Source organism: Flavobacterium sp. LC2016-01 (genome assembly GCF_009711135.1).
In the GTDB taxonomy this organism is placed as follows: Bacteria; Bacteroidota; Bacteroidia; order Flavobacteriales; family Flavobacteriaceae; genus Flavobacterium.
This window is the reverse complement of record NZ_WMIC01000008.1, coordinates 116,744-131,106: the sequence shown is the minus strand read 5'-3', so window position 1 is coordinate 131,106 and position 14,363 is coordinate 116,744. Positions and strand designations below refer to the sequence as shown.

General features: G+C 32.5%; 11 protein-coding genes and 1 tRNA gene. 9 read left to right on the top strand and 3 right to left on the bottom strand.

From position 1 onward, the window contains the following. Positions 1-19 precede the first annotated feature (19 nt). The 4 genes from GKZ88_RS16820 (at position 20) to GKZ88_RS16805 (ending at position 4,004) form a co-directional block, all read left to right on the top strand. Entirely contained in the window at positions 20-1,915 is a 1,896-nt protein-coding gene (locus GKZ88_RS16820; RefSeq protein WP_155103507.1) for an ATP-dependent DNA helicase RecQ, read from the top strand. After that, positions 1,915-2,862 carry a methionyl-tRNA formyltransferase gene (gene fmt / locus GKZ88_RS16815; protein ID WP_155103506.1) on the top strand — a complete coding sequence of 316 codons (948 nt, stop codon included), beginning with the start codon at positions 1,915-1,917 and terminating at the stop codon, positions 2,860-2,862. The genes GKZ88_RS16820 and fmt overlap by 1 nt, the downstream gene beginning before the upstream one ends. 180 nt (positions 2,863-3,042) lie before the next feature. After that, positions 3,043-3,315, top strand: coding sequence for an HU family DNA-binding protein (locus GKZ88_RS16810; protein ID WP_012022249.1), 273 nt, complete (start codon positions 3,043-3,045; stop codon positions 3,313-3,315). A 128-nt stretch (positions 3,316-3,443) separates the two neighbouring features. Next, on the top strand, positions 3,444-4,004 hold the full coding sequence (locus GKZ88_RS16805) for a YqgE/AlgH family protein (protein WP_144338807.1): 561 nt from the start codon (positions 3,444-3,446) through the stop codon (positions 4,002-4,004). On the opposite strand, the gene GKZ88_RS16800 is transcribed toward GKZ88_RS16805, so the two are convergent. Together GKZ88_RS16800 and GKZ88_RS16795 are read right to left on the bottom strand one after the other, a co-directional pair. Further along, the gene (locus GKZ88_RS16800) at positions 4,001-4,837 is read right to left on the bottom strand and encodes an aminotransferase class IV (protein ID WP_155103505.1); all 837 of its coding nucleotides are present in this window, start codon (positions 4,835-4,837) and stop codon (positions 4,001-4,003) included. The two genes, GKZ88_RS16805 and GKZ88_RS16800, sit on opposite strands and share 4 nt — an antisense overlap. Before the next feature lie 54 nt (positions 4,838-4,891). Continuing rightward, positions 4,892-5,284 (bottom strand): START-like domain-containing protein, encoded by a 393-nt coding sequence (locus GKZ88_RS16795; RefSeq protein ID WP_026727620.1) that lies wholly within the window; start codon positions 5,282-5,284, stop codon positions 4,892-4,894. A gap of 153 nt (positions 5,285-5,437) precedes the next feature. Here GKZ88_RS16795 and GKZ88_RS16790 point away from each other — a divergent pair. Next, positions 5,438-5,511: transfer RNA gene (locus tag GKZ88_RS16790), tRNA-Met, on the top strand. Between the two features lie 130 nt (positions 5,512-5,641). After that, the gene (locus GKZ88_RS16785; RefSeq protein ID WP_155103504.1) at positions 5,642-5,899 is read left to right on the top strand and encodes a hypothetical protein; all 258 of its coding nucleotides are present in this window, start codon (positions 5,642-5,644) and stop codon (positions 5,897-5,899) included. Between the two features lie 143 nt (positions 5,900-6,042). Here the strand turns inward: GKZ88_RS16785 and GKZ88_RS16780 are convergent, their stop codons facing one another. After that, entirely contained in the window at positions 6,043-9,693 is a 3,651-nt protein-coding gene (locus tag GKZ88_RS16780) for a DUF2339 domain-containing protein (RefSeq protein ID WP_155103503.1), read from the bottom strand. Positions 9,694-10,012: 319 nt separating this feature from the next. Between GKZ88_RS16780 and GKZ88_RS16775 the strand changes: the two genes are divergently transcribed. From GKZ88_RS16775 to GKZ88_RS16765, 3 genes are all read left to right on the top strand, one after another. Beyond that, positions 10,013-10,534 (top strand): sigma-70 family RNA polymerase sigma factor, encoded by a 522-nt coding sequence (locus GKZ88_RS16775; RefSeq protein WP_155103502.1) that lies wholly within the window; start codon positions 10,013-10,015, stop codon positions 10,532-10,534. Between the two features lie 268 nt (positions 10,535-10,802). Beyond that, complete coding sequence (locus tag GKZ88_RS16770) at positions 10,803-11,645, top strand: FecR family protein (RefSeq protein ID WP_155103501.1); 843 nt, start codon at positions 10,803-10,805, stop codon at positions 11,643-11,645. Between the two features lie 99 nt (positions 11,646-11,744). Then, a complete protein-coding gene (locus tag GKZ88_RS16765; protein ID WP_155103500.1) occupies positions 11,745-14,363 on the top strand; it encodes a TonB-dependent receptor in 2,619 nt (872 codons plus the stop codon).

Sequence of the window (14,363 nt, the reverse complement as noted above, 5' to 3'; positions counted from 1 at the left end):
TAACTTTAACACTTTGGCCATGCAGGAAGCACAAGAAATTCTTTTAAAATACTGGAAACACGAAAGTTTCCGACCTTTACAAAAAGAAATTATTGAATCGGTTTTAGAAGGGCAAGATACTTTTGCGCTGCTGCCAACCGGAGGCGGAAAATCGATTTGTTTTCAGGTTCCTGCTATGATGCACGAAGGAATTTGTTTGGTTATCTCGCCTTTGATTGCCTTGATGAAAGATCAAGTCGCAAATCTTCAAAAAAGAGATATTAAAGCCATTGCACTTACCGGCGGCATTCATACTGAAGAAATTATTGATCTTCTGGACAATTGTCAATTCGGAAATTACAAATTCCTTTATCTTTCTCCAGAACGTTTGCAATCGGACTGGATTTTGGAGCGAATCAAAAATCTTCCTATAAATTTAATTGCTATTGATGAAGCGCATTGTGTTTCGCAATGGGGTCATGATTTTAGGCCGGCTTATTTAAAAATTTCGGAACTTAAAAAATTCTTTCCTAAAATTCCATTTTTGGCTTTGACTGCAACGGCAACACCAAGAGCTGTAGAAGACATTAAAACAGAGCTAGGATTAAAAGACACCCAACTTTTTCAGCAATCTTTTGAAAGAAAAAATATTGCATACATGGTTTTTGAAGTTGAAGACAAATTGTATCGCGTTGAACAGATTTTAAAGAAAAATCCCCAGCCTTCTATTATATATGTGCGAAATAGAAAATCGTGCCTGAATATGTCAACTCAATTACAATCATTAGGATTTAGAGCAACATATTATCATGGCGGACTTTCTTCTCAGGAAAAAGATAAAAACATGCAATTGTGGATGTCTGAACAAGCGCAGGTTATTGTGGCCACAAATGCGTTTGGAATGGGAATCGACAAAGACAATGTAAAAACGGTTATTCACACACAACTGCCTGAAAACTTAGAAAATTATTATCAGGAATCTGGAAGAGCGGGGCGAAATGGCGAGAAAGCATTTTCGGTTTTATTATTCAACAATTCTGATGCAAACCAGACAGAACAGCAATTTATAAATGTCCTGCCAGATAAAAAGTTTCTTAAAACGATGTACGTCAAACTCTGTAATTATTTTCAGATTGCTTATGGCGAAGGTTTAGACGATTCATATTCGTTTAAATTGAATCACTTTTGCAATAAATATGATTTCCCAACTTTAAAAACTTATAATGCTTTACAGTTTTTGAATCAGCAGGGAATCATTACAATGTCTCAGGAATTTTCAGAAAAAGTTACGATGCAATTTTTAATTGAATCGAAAGAAGTGATTCGATATATGAGTCTGAATCCAAATGATGAAGAAATTATTTTGGCAATTTTAAGAACATATCCTGGAGTTCACGAAATGAAAACACCGCTTAATCTTTCGCTGATTGCTAAAAAATCAAATCATACTGAAGAGCAGGTTTCGGTAGTTCTAGAAAAATTAAAAGAAAAAGATATTATCGAATATAAATCTAAAAACAACGACGCGACAATTTTATTTAATGAAGTACGCGAAGATGATTTGACGATAAACCGAGTTTCAAAATATCTGGAAAAACAAAACAAACTGAAACGCGATCAGCTTTCGTCTGTACTCTATTATATAAAGGAAGACAAAACCTGCAAGAATAGATTGGTTTTGGATTATTTTGGAGAAGAAACAAAATCGAATTGTGGCGTTTGCTCCTATTGCATTACTCAAAAAGGAAAAATTACAGAAGCCGATTCTATTGCTGATAAAATTCTTCATTTATTAAAAGCAACTGCATTAACTTCGCGAGAAATTCAGAATCAAATCAAACTAGACGCCAAAGATGTGATTGTAGTTCTTCAGGAATTATTAGAAAATAATCACATCGTTATTTTGGCAAACAATAAATACACATTAAAAACATAATGGAAAAATTACGAATTATATTTATGGGAACTCCAGAATTTGCTGTTGGCATTTTGGATACCATTATCAAAAACAATTACGATGTTGTCGGCGTTATTACAGCTGCAGATAAACCGGCTGGACGCGGACAAAAAATAAAATATTCAGCAGTGAAGGAATATGCGTTAGAAAACAACCTTACTTTATTACAGCCGACAAATTTAAAAGACGAAAGTTTTTTAGCCGAATTAAAAGCTTTGAATGCCAATTTACAAATTGTTGTAGCCTTTAGAATGTTGCCAAAAGTAGTTTGGGAAATGCCAAGTTTAGGAACATTTAATCTTCATGCTTCGCTGCTGCCAAATTATCGTGGCGCGGCCCCAATAAATTGGGCTATTATTAATGGTGAAACCAAAACCGGCGTGACAACTTTCTTTATCGATGATAAAATTGATACCGGAGCAATGATTTTAAATTCGGAAATTGCGATTGAACCAACAGAAAATGCCGGACAATTGCACGACCGATTGATGAACTTGGGAAGCACAACTGTAATTGACACTTTAAAGGTTATTGAAAACGGAAATGTAACCACTACAATTCAACAGGACAATGACGAAATCAAAACAGCATACAAACTAAACAAGGAAAACTGTAAAATAGACTGGACAAAATCTGGAGACGAAATCAACAATCTAATTCGCGGTTTAAGTCCTTATCCTGCATCTTGGTGTTTTTTGAAAGATAAAAATGAAGAATTGAACATTAAAATTTATGATGCAAAATTGATTTTGGAAACACATTCACACGAATCTGGAAAACTGATCAGCAGTAAAAAAGAAATCAAAATTGCAGTTAAAGACGGCTTCATTCAGCTTTTAAGCTTGCAATTTCCAGGAAAAAAGAGAATGCAGGCCGCAGAAATACTAAATGGCATTACTTTTTCTGATAGTGCAAAGGTCTATTAACCTCAGTAAAACAGGGGTTTCTACCTGATTTTTATCGATGAATAACATGCTTTATGAACAAAAAAAACAAGTTATTAACAATTATTGCTAAAATTAAAGAAAACACTTGCACGCAACGGATTTCCTACTAAATTTGTGTATTAACAATTTTTTTTAACCAACAATTAATAACTAATTATTATGAACAAATCAGAATTAATCGATGCTATCGCTGCTGATGCAGGAATCACAAAAGCTGCGGCAAAATTAGCTTTAGAGTCATTTTTAGGAAATGTAGGAACTACTTTGAAAAAAGGAGGAAGAATTTCATTAGTAGGTTTCGGATCTTGGTCAGTATCTGCTAGAGCTGCTAGAGACGGTAGAAATCCTCAAACAGGAAAAACTATCAAAATCGCAGCTAAAAATGTAGTAAAATTCAAAGCAGGAGCTGAATTAGAAGGTGCAGTGAACTAAGTAAGAAAGTTCTCTAAACTTATAATATAATTAAAACCCTCCATTAGGAGGGTTTTTTTGTGCGCTTTAACGATTTTTTTTGTGCAGTTCAAAATTTTATGACTAAATTTAATAAAAATTGTAGCCGTATGATTTCAGAAAAATTAAAAAAAGGACACCTGCTTATTGCCGAGCCTTCAATAATTGGAGATTTATCATTTAACAGATCGGTAATTTTATTAGCAGACCATAACAAAGAAGGATCAATTGGATTTATCATTAATAAGCCTTTAAAATATACTATTAATGATTTAATCCCAGAGATTGATGCCAATTTTAAAATATACAACGGAGGCCCTGTTGAGCAGGACAATCTATATTTCATTCACAATATTCCAGAACTGATCCCGAATAGTGTCGAGATTTCTAATGGAATTTATTGGGGAGGCGATTTTGAATCGACGAAAGACTTAATAAACGACGGATCTATTAGTAAAAATAATATTCGTTTTTTCTTAGGTTATACCGGCTGGGACGAAAATCAGCTTGAAAATGAAATGCAGGGAAACTCCTGGATCATCGCTGATAATAATTACAAAAACAAAATTATCGGGAAATCAACCACGCATTTCTGGAAAGAACAAATTCTTGAGCTTGGCGGTGATTATCTTATTTGGTCAAATGCACCTGAAAACCCATATCTGAATTAATTTTCAGATATGGAATCATTTAGTCGCTGCACTAATAAATGAGCCAGATTACTTGTAAACTCTTTTTTTCGATATTTGGTTATCGGCTGTATTCCTGTGATTACATTTGTCAAGAATAATTCGTCCGCTTTTTGAAGATCAAACGGTGAAATTATCTCTTCTAGTACTTCTATGCCTTCCACTTTTTTTGCCAAGGCCAAAATTTGCTTGCGCATAATTCCGTTCAAACATCCTTCAGAAATTGGCGGTGTAATCAATTTTTTACCCGAAAGCATAAAGAGATTTCCTTGAAGCGCTTCAACTACATTTTTTGTATCATTAACTAAAATACAATTTGCCAAACCATTTTCATGAGCAAAAATACTTCCTGTTACATTAATCATCTTATTTGTCGTTTTAATCGACGATAATAATTGTTTTGTCACATAGAAGTCTTTATACAAATCAACTTCATATTCAGACGTATTTAAAGCGTACAGAGTGTTCTCAAGAGGCGTTGCATGAATTAAAAACGAAACTTCATTGGTTTTTGGCAAATATAATCCGCCATCATTTCTAAAAACAGTGATTCTCGCTCTTGCTGATGCTGCAATATTTTTTTCCTGAACTAGCTTTAAAACTTGTTCTTCAAAATATTCCATTGTAAAATTCATAGGAATCTCCATTCTAACGACACGCATTGAAGCCATTAAACGGAAATAATGATCTTCAAGAAACAAAATTTTATTGTTTATAATTTTCACTGTTTCAAAAACGCCGTCTCCGTATAAAAAAGCACGATTTTGAGTTAGTATATTTTCTTCCTGCGCTATGTTTCCGTTAAAATTGATCATAAAAAAACCCTGAATTTTGTTCAGGGCAAATATAAGGGATAAAATAGTTTTATACTAAACAGAACCTATAAGATGTTTCAAATCTGAGATTTGATTCTCCCACAATTGTTTAGCCTCACCTACTTCTTCTTTTTCAGCAAAATCAACCACCATTAGAGACACATCTTTCGTTAATTCATCTACTAAAATATGTAGTTCAAAAAAATACTCCGTATCCTTGCTGCTTTCATCAACCCATTTAAATTTTACTTTTTCACCTGTTTTTTTAGATGCCAAACGCGCCTTTTCCTGTGAGTCATTCCAAATAAAAGTAAAAAATTCGCCTCTTGAATTTACATTGTCTGCAAACCATTCTGACAGACCTGAAGGCGTTGATATATATTGATACAATAATTGCGGCGAAGAATTGATCGGGAACTCGATTTCGTAACGTATTTTTGAATCCATGTGCTGCGTTTAATTTTTTCGAAATATAAGAATATATGTCCAAAAACAATGCGTTTTTAAAAATATTTTTTTTTCTTCATTTTATGCTTGTACGCTTTAATATTATTTCTATCTTTGCACCCGCAATGAGGAAATCATTCCACTTGCAGTCCAGGCGAGGTAGCTCAGTTGGTTAGAGCGCAGGATTCATAACCCTGAGGTCACGGGTTCAACTCCCGTCCTCGCTACTAGGTAAAACATCACTTATTAAAGTGATGTTTTTTTATTTATAACAGTTTGTAATTATAGCGGAATTGTGGTTATATTTACATGACCCTCATTAAAATAGTAATTTACAATCTAAGTAATTTATAAACAATGGATATTGTCAAGTTTAAAATCACATCAAAAACAATAAAAGTAGAAGTACGTAATTCTAATAATTACGTTTTTAATTTTAATACCGCTTTAGAAATCGAAAAAGCTGATAGAGATGTTTTATTAAAACTATACAATGCCTTAGATATTCTTTTTAAGAAAGAAAATACTGGAGAAGTAAAAAACTATATTTCACCCAACCAGACCAATATACTGGACCAGATTTCTGCTGCTGATAATTTAGAAGAAGAAAAATAGATCCGTTTCCTATAGGGAAGACAAATCCTTAAGCATTTCTGCTTAAGAACTTGTTATACCAATTCATCCGAAACTTGAATTAAAAAAAGCCACAAATTCATTTATTTGAACCTGTGGCTTTTTTTATATAACAAAACTCTTTTTTAATCAAATCGCTCTTTATATTTTTTAAATAAAGTATTCATCACTAAAAGCACTACTCCAACACCTAATAAAACTAATGCTCTGATTAGGAAATCGGCATTTGACAAATCGAAAAACATTAATCGAACGACACAGACACCAACTAAGGAAAGCGAAACGTAACGGAAGTATTTTTCTTTTAGAATAATTCCGAGTATCAGCAAACCTAATGATTCTAAAATCCAGAAGAATGTTAAGATTCCTTTGTCAAACGAAAGAAATAAAAACAATCCGATACTAAATGTTGCGGGATAAATAATGATACTGTTTCTAAACTCAAAGTCTTCGATGTATTTGTAAATAATAAAAATATACAATGCCAATAAGGCAAATATGATTAGGTAAACAAATTCAAATTTAGAATCGTAATAACTGAAACTTACAAATGCTAGATGAAAATTAGCCAGCAAATAATAAAGAATACTGATTTCTTTTTTGTTTCCAATCTTTTTATAATACAGTAATAAGTTTACAATAGCCGTTGTTGCCCAAAATACAGGAAGCCATTTGTGTTCTAATTGCGTGAACATAATAATAGAAAGCCAAATGTTTACAGCAATTTGATAATCTATCTTCAGCGATTTAATAAACTCTTTTTTATGAATTAAAAGAACTAAGACAATCAACAAAACAATGGCTGAAAGCTGTAAAATCCAGTCTAATAAAGTAAAACTATTAAGCGTTTTGATACTGTAAAAAACAGACGTCAGAACAGATAAAAGCCCTATAACCAAAACCGATTCTGAAGGCAAATCTATTTTTCTGTACAAAATCAAACCAAAATTAAGAATTGCCAGCAGCATAAATATTGGGGCTAAATAAACTGTCTCTACCTGAATAAACAGTAAAGCTATTATCCATAAATTTTGGATAACAGGCAAAATTGTGCTGAACATTTTTCCTTCTTCTTTCGGACTTTTTATTTGCAGATAACTGTAAGCGACAGATAATAAAATAGTTGTTATTTGCGTACCATAAAGTATATTTTCACTAACGTTATTTGTTCTAGAAACGGCTAAATAAATACTTAGAAGTACGGAGCCTATCAACAACACAAAAGAGTAAATATTGTAGCGTTTCATTTTTTCTACTCTCTGAAAGATCCAAAAAGTGATCACCGCTAAACCTCCCAAATAAACTGGAATATAATCTATTTGGATACAAGAAAACCCAAAAACTAATGCGTTAAAAAGTATCAATTCAGAATGCAGCGTATTGAAATTTGCCCAGCCAGAAATAACCTCATCCGATTTGTTTCTGATTTTATCGGCAAATAAAATATACGTTTCGATAATAGAAAGTCCAACAGCAATTAATCCGATTTCGGTATTATTTAAAAATTGGGTATTGTATAAAAAGAAGAAACTTCCGAATATTGAAAAAACAAGACAAAAAAGATACAACAAGACTTGGTTGTCTATAGAAAGTGATTTTCGTTTGAACTGAATCCACAAAAATTCGTGATTTAGCAATGCTATTCCAAACAATCCAAAAATCTGGATAATGTTATAACCGGCTCCATATTTATACAAAATCGAAAGCAACAAAGCATTTACACCAATTATTCCAATAGTTTTTATAGTACGTTCATCGGTATAAAATAATTTCACAAACCAGTTCGATGTTATTACAGAAACAATTCCTAAAGCGTAAAGAATATCTACATTAGATTTAGCTTCTGTGAGCATCAATATTAATCCTGCAACAATACTTATGTTTAAAAAAGTAAATCGGCCTAAATCAAAAGTATTGGTTTTGAATTTGAATCGTAAAAAGCACCACAGCAAAGCCAAAAATAAAAGTGGGTAATAAAACGAAATTTCGATTGTGTGATACCAGCTTATAAAAAAGAGTATTGAAAACAGAACAGAGAGAATTCCGTTTAAACTCAAATCCCTTTTAATAATAAAAGAGTCAATTTCTAAAAACTCCTTTTTTACAGCACAGAAAACCGAAACAATTAACGTTATGAAAGTCATGACAATTAACGTTGCAAAAGCATTTGTAATAATGACTTCTTGGAAAGATGGATTAGTGCTGACAACAAAAAAACCCAAAACAAACAGACCTAAAACATGATTAATACCTAAAAATATTTTATGCAATAAAATTTCCCCACTTTTATAAACGATAAATAAGCAAGTAATCACTAAAAAGTATAAGCCACAAGCGATTACATCTAAACCTACTTTCCAGTCATTAAGCATAATAATGCTTAACGCAAAGAGTAGAAACGAAACCATTCCGTCTAAATGATACAGCCAAAAAATCTTTTTCTTTCTGGCAAAAAGAGCTGCAAAAAGACAAAGAATTCCTGCTGCAAATAGAACGAATATTTTGATTTTACTTCCTGTTGAATGTAAAATCAATCCTAAAGCAAATAAAATCCAGTTGGTAAGATGTGTTATAAAAGCAATTCGGTCAAAACGAGTATCGGCATAAATGCTTCTGTATTGCATGTACATACAACTTACAGAAACCAAAATAATACCCAAGATGGCAAAAATGTTTTGAGACGAATTTAAACTATGTGCACCTTGTGTAAACCAAATATCAAAAATGATAAAAGCCGAAATAACAATCAATAAATGATATTCCCATTTTTCTTTATAAGACAAAATAATTCCTGCTGTTGCTGTTAATGACGCCAGCAAAAATGTAATTAACAATTTTTCCGGAATTACACATAAAATCAAAATACTCAAAATCACGTGCAGTGATAAAAAAGTTTGCTGCCTAATAATATACCCTACATATAAATTGATTGCAATTCCAAATCCGAGTAATGAATAAGCGAGCGGAATATTTTCTATAAAAGTAAGCGCGGGAATTTGCGAAGCGCCAAAACATCCAAACAAAAACAAACTTGCTCCGGCACTGCGAAGCCAAAGCCCTGTTTTAAACCATTTTTCTTTTGTCTTCAAAAAGTAATAAGAACCAACTAAAACTCCAGCATAAAGCCAAAGAATTAAAACTCGGAACATTGGCGAAACTTTCAAAGCGGTATAAATGCTTAAATAACCAATTCCCAAAACCATTATGGCAGTTCCTAAAATTCCAGTCCAGTTTTCGGCAAACTGCTGTTCCAGTTTTTTTATAAAAATTGAAAAAGCACTTTCTACATAAACTTCTTCTTCGTAATGTTGAGGTTCAGTTTGCTTTTCTAATTCAAGAATTGGCTCTGTTTCGATATTTGCTGCTGGTTCTGGAGTTTTATTCGCTTCAATAATTTTGTCTGCGTCATAAACATGAATTACTGGCGATTCCAAAGCAAGTTTTTCGAGCGCTTCTTCAGGAATGATATTTTCTTCATGTTGAATAACTTCCTCAACTTTATTAAGGTCAAGAGGAATTATCGAAGGCGAAACTTCAACTATTGGTTCAGAAATTATTTCAACTTCATTAATTTTTTCGGGTAAATCTTCAGCAACAAAATTAGGTTGCGCTATTTGTTTTTTAATCTCTTTAATTTCATTTTTCAAAGAATTATAGTCGTCCCTGCTTTTTCTAAAAAGAGACTCAAGATTTTCGTTTTCTTCTTTTACTTTAGAAAGACTGTTAAACAAGACAACTACACATACAAACAAGGCAAATAGAATAAAGTTCTCCATATTTTAGATTTTGAGCTTTTAAATGTCAGAATTTTAATGTTTATTTTTTGGTCTAAAGTAAGATAGATTTATGAAATTAAGTACTGAAAATGAAAATTACTTTTGAAATAAGAATTTTAAAAGAATCTAAGAATTGCCAAAAACAGAAAACATCACTATTACTGTAACATTTTTCAATAACAGCGTCAAACTTTAAAATTAAATTACGGTTCTTTGTAACTTATTACAATCACAATTTTAGATTCGTCATTTTCTAAATTGCAATAATATTGAACTCATTGAGTTTAGATTAGTTAAAACTAGTCGCGGTATTTTCGTTATGGACAATAAAAAGTTTATTTTAAGTTTGAAAAAAGGCAATGAAGACACCTTCAAAGAGGTGTATTTCAATTACTACGACAAACTGATAAGCATTGCCAAACGATTTAATTCTTCTGTTTTAACTCCCGATGATTTTGTTCAGGAAACTTTTTTAAGACTTTACAATAAAAGAGAACTCCTCAACGAAGATGTTTTGTTTGACAAACAGTTATTTACCATTTGCAAAAACATCATTCTGAATCATATTAACAGAGAAAGCAAAATAATTCAGCTTGACACTTTTGAAGTTGATCTTTTAGAAGAAGAAACAGATTCTGGAATTTTTGAAGAACGGAAAGAAAAATTATACGCTTTTATAAATCAGCTTCCTGAACAGCAGCAAAAAATATTTACCTTACACAAACTGGAAAACCTTAGCTATAAAGAGATTGCAGAAATTACGGATCTTTCTGAAAAGACCATTGCCAATCATATTTATCTTGCCAGTAAATTTATTCGAAAAAAAATCGCAGAGCATTAGGAACTTTTCCTTTCTCGTTTGTTATATATAAAAACGAGAACTCAAAATGCATATTGAAGCGTATAAAACCAATGTAAAAACTAAAAAAGATGCAAGCTTACTTGTTGCTCTTTTACAATTCACTATTTCTGATTGTATCATAAAATTTGATTCTAAAAATCGAGAAAAAATTTTGCGAATTGAAACCAACCGAGACATCAAGGAAATGGTTTATGGTGTTTTTAACAAACAGGGATTTCATTGCCAGATCATTTAAAACCAAGAAATCATGGATAAAGAAAACTTTGACGAAGAGTTTGAAAAATTATGGAAGGAAACTCCAGCTTCGCATTCAGAAAGTGAGAAAGAAGCCTCTTGGGAAAAATTCCATTCGAAAACTTTTGCCGTTAAGAAAAAGAAAACTGCACCTTGGCGTTATTATGCCGCAGCGGCAGTTTTGTTATTTGTTCTTATTGGAACTGGGTTTTATTTCAACACTAAACCTCAACTAGAAAATGTTGTTCTGGCTGAAAATGTAATTGAAAATACAACTCAGAAAATAAAATATGTTGTCTTGCCAGATGATTCAAAAGTCGAATTGAGCCCGAACTCCAAAATCACTTATGGCAATAATTTCGCTTTAAACCGAAAAATTGAAATTATTGGCCAGGCTTATTTTAAAGTTACAAAAGACAAAAAGCATCCGTTTCAGGTTTTCTGCAATGAAACTACGACTACTGTTTTAGGAACTTCTTTTATTGTGAAAGAATCAGACAAAAAAGAAGTTACTGTTGAACTTTATGAAGGAAGCGTTCAAATGAATGTAAAAGGCAACGATCAAAAGTGGATTTTAAAACCTGGTGAAAAATTCACTTACGGAAACGAAACTGCTGCAGTTACTGAATTTAGCCGCTTTATCGATTTTGACAATGAAAAACTGAGTGTTCTAAGCACTTATATCGAAGAAAATTACGGTTATAAAGTGATTCTTCCGAAAGAAAATTTAGACCAAAAAATCACAATCCGAATCAATAAAAAAGAAGTTTTAAAAACAATTGTACAATTAATATCAGAAATGTATAACCTAAATTTTGAAATAAATGAAGATTTAAAACAGATTACTTTTCAATAGAAAAGAAAAAGGATGCAAGCCGCGAAACTACACATCCTTCTCATATTCAGGATAACACGAGGTTATTCCATTTAATAATATTCAAAAATACAAAATTTCATGAAGCATATAATTTCAGCATGCTTTTTTTTATTCAGCTTATGTGTCTCAGCCCAAAAGATTACAGTAACTGTAGATCAAAATGTAACCTTAAAAGAATTCTTTAAGCAAATTGAAAACCAAACCGATTTTAAATTTGCTTTCACAGATCAAATCGACACCAGTCAAAAGTATTTCACTAAAAAAAACACTTTTAAACAAGTCGAAATTGAAAAGCTTATTTCAGAATTAAACAAAATTGCCTCTATACAATTCTCTATTGTGGGCAATAATATTTTTGTAAAACAGAAATCTCAAACTCAGAAATCGGCTAAAAAAAAAAGCAAGCTAAAAGGACAGATTTTTGATGATGAAAGACAACCCGTTATTGGTGCCAATATTTTTATTAAAGAATTACAAACTGGCACCGTAACGGATGTTAACGGAAAGTACAGCATCGAAATTCCGAATGGAACTTATACTCTTGTCATTAGTTATGTTGGATTTAAGGATAAGGAAAAACAAATTAGTGTTTCTGATGATGCCACAATCAATTTTAATATAGAATCGGACAGTGAAGAATTAGGCGAAGTGATTGTAACGGGCAATAAAGCTGTTGATATTAAAAATACTCAAATGAGTGTCAACCGTCTTTCTATGCAGGAAATTAAGCGAATCCCTGTTGCAATGGGCGAGCCTGATCCTTTAAAATCGATTTTAACTTTGCCAGGAGTTACAAATGCTGGAGAAGCTTCTTCAGGATTTAATGTCCGTGGAGGCGCCGCAGATCAAAACTTGATTCTTTTGGACGGAGCTCCTGTTTATGCCGATTCGCATATGTTTGGTTTTTTCTCCATTTTTAATGCTGATATCATTAATGGTCTGGATTTATACAAAGGCGGAATTCCATCAAAATTTGGAGGCCGAGTTTCTTCTGTTTTAGATGTTACGCAGCAAACTGGAGATTTCGAAAATTATAAAGTAAACGGAGGAATTGGACTTATCTCAAGCCGACTTTTAGTTCAAGGTCCAATTAAAAAAGAAAAAGGTTCCTTTATACTTTCGGGACGAACTTCGTATGCGCACGTATTTATGAAACTAGCTGACAACAAAAACTCGGCAATGTTTTATGATCTGAATGCGAAATTAAATTATCGTTTCAATGCTAATAATACCATTGCATTTTCTGGTTATTTTGGAAATGATGTATTCGATATCAATGATCGTTTTTCGAGCAAATACGGAAATACAATGGGAATTTTAAGCTGGAAGCATTCCTTTTCTGATCGTTTGAACAGCAATTTATCTGCTTTTTACAGCGATTATAAATTCAATTTAGGAATTTCATCTGAAAATTTTGAATGGGACAGCAAGATCAGCAGTTATGGACTTAAATATGTGTGGAATTATCAGCTGTCACAAAAATTCAAAATCAATTACGGAATTGATGGTTTGTATTATAATTTCAACCCTGGAGTTGTTCAGCCAACAAGTTCTGATTCGCAGTTTAATTACAAACAATTAGACAAAAAATATGCTTTTGAAACTTCGGCATTTATCGATTTTGAAAATCAGATTACCGAAAAGCTGAATTTCCGTTACGGACTTCGTTACAGTATGTTTTATCGCTTAGGCTCAGAAGAAATCAGCACTTACGAAAACAATCAAGCTGTTGTTTTTAATCCGTTGTATAAAATTTATCAAGAAGGAACTCCAACCGGATCTGTATATTATGGAAGTGGAAAAACCATCAGTAATTTTGGCAACTTTGAACCAAGAGCCGCATTATCGTATGCTTTTAATGACAATACTTCGATAAAAGCAAGTTATAACAGAATGGCGCAGTATATCCATATTTTATCGAATACCCAGTCGCCAATGCCAATGAATATCTGGACACCAAGCGGACCGTTTACAAAACCACAGCTTTTGGATCAATATGCGATGGGCTATTTCAAAAATTTTAAAGACAATGATTATTCTTTTGAAGGAGAATTGTTTTATAAAAATGTTCAAAACCGTATTGACTATATTGACGGTGCCGATATTTTGGCCAACAATAATATCGAACAGGTTATTCTTACCGGAAAAGCCAGATCGTACGGTATGGAATTATTATTTAGAAAAAATACGGGAAGATTCACTGGTTGGGTTTCATACACTTTATCACGAGCAGAACAAAAAACACCAGGAAGAACTCCTGAAGAACCTGGAATTGCAAATGGCGACTGGTATTTATCAGGGTATGACAAACTGCATAATTTGAGTCTTGTGGGAAGTTATGAATTGAATCCGAAATGGTCTTTTAATGGAAATTTCACATTGCAGTCAGGTCAGCCGGTGACGTATCCGAATGGTTATTATGAATTTGGAGGTGTTCATGTTCCAAATTATTCTTTGCGAAATGAAAACAGATTGCCTCTTTTTCACCATTTAGATGTTGCCGCAACTTACACTCCAAAACCAGACAAAAAGAAAGGCTGGCAAAGCTATTGGGTATTCAGCATTTACAATATTTATAACCGAAAAAATGCGGCATCGATGAGTTTTACAACTAATGAAGATACAGGAGCAAATGAAACCAGAAGACTTTCAATCTTCGGAATCGTACCGGGAGTTTCTTATAATTTCAAATTTTAA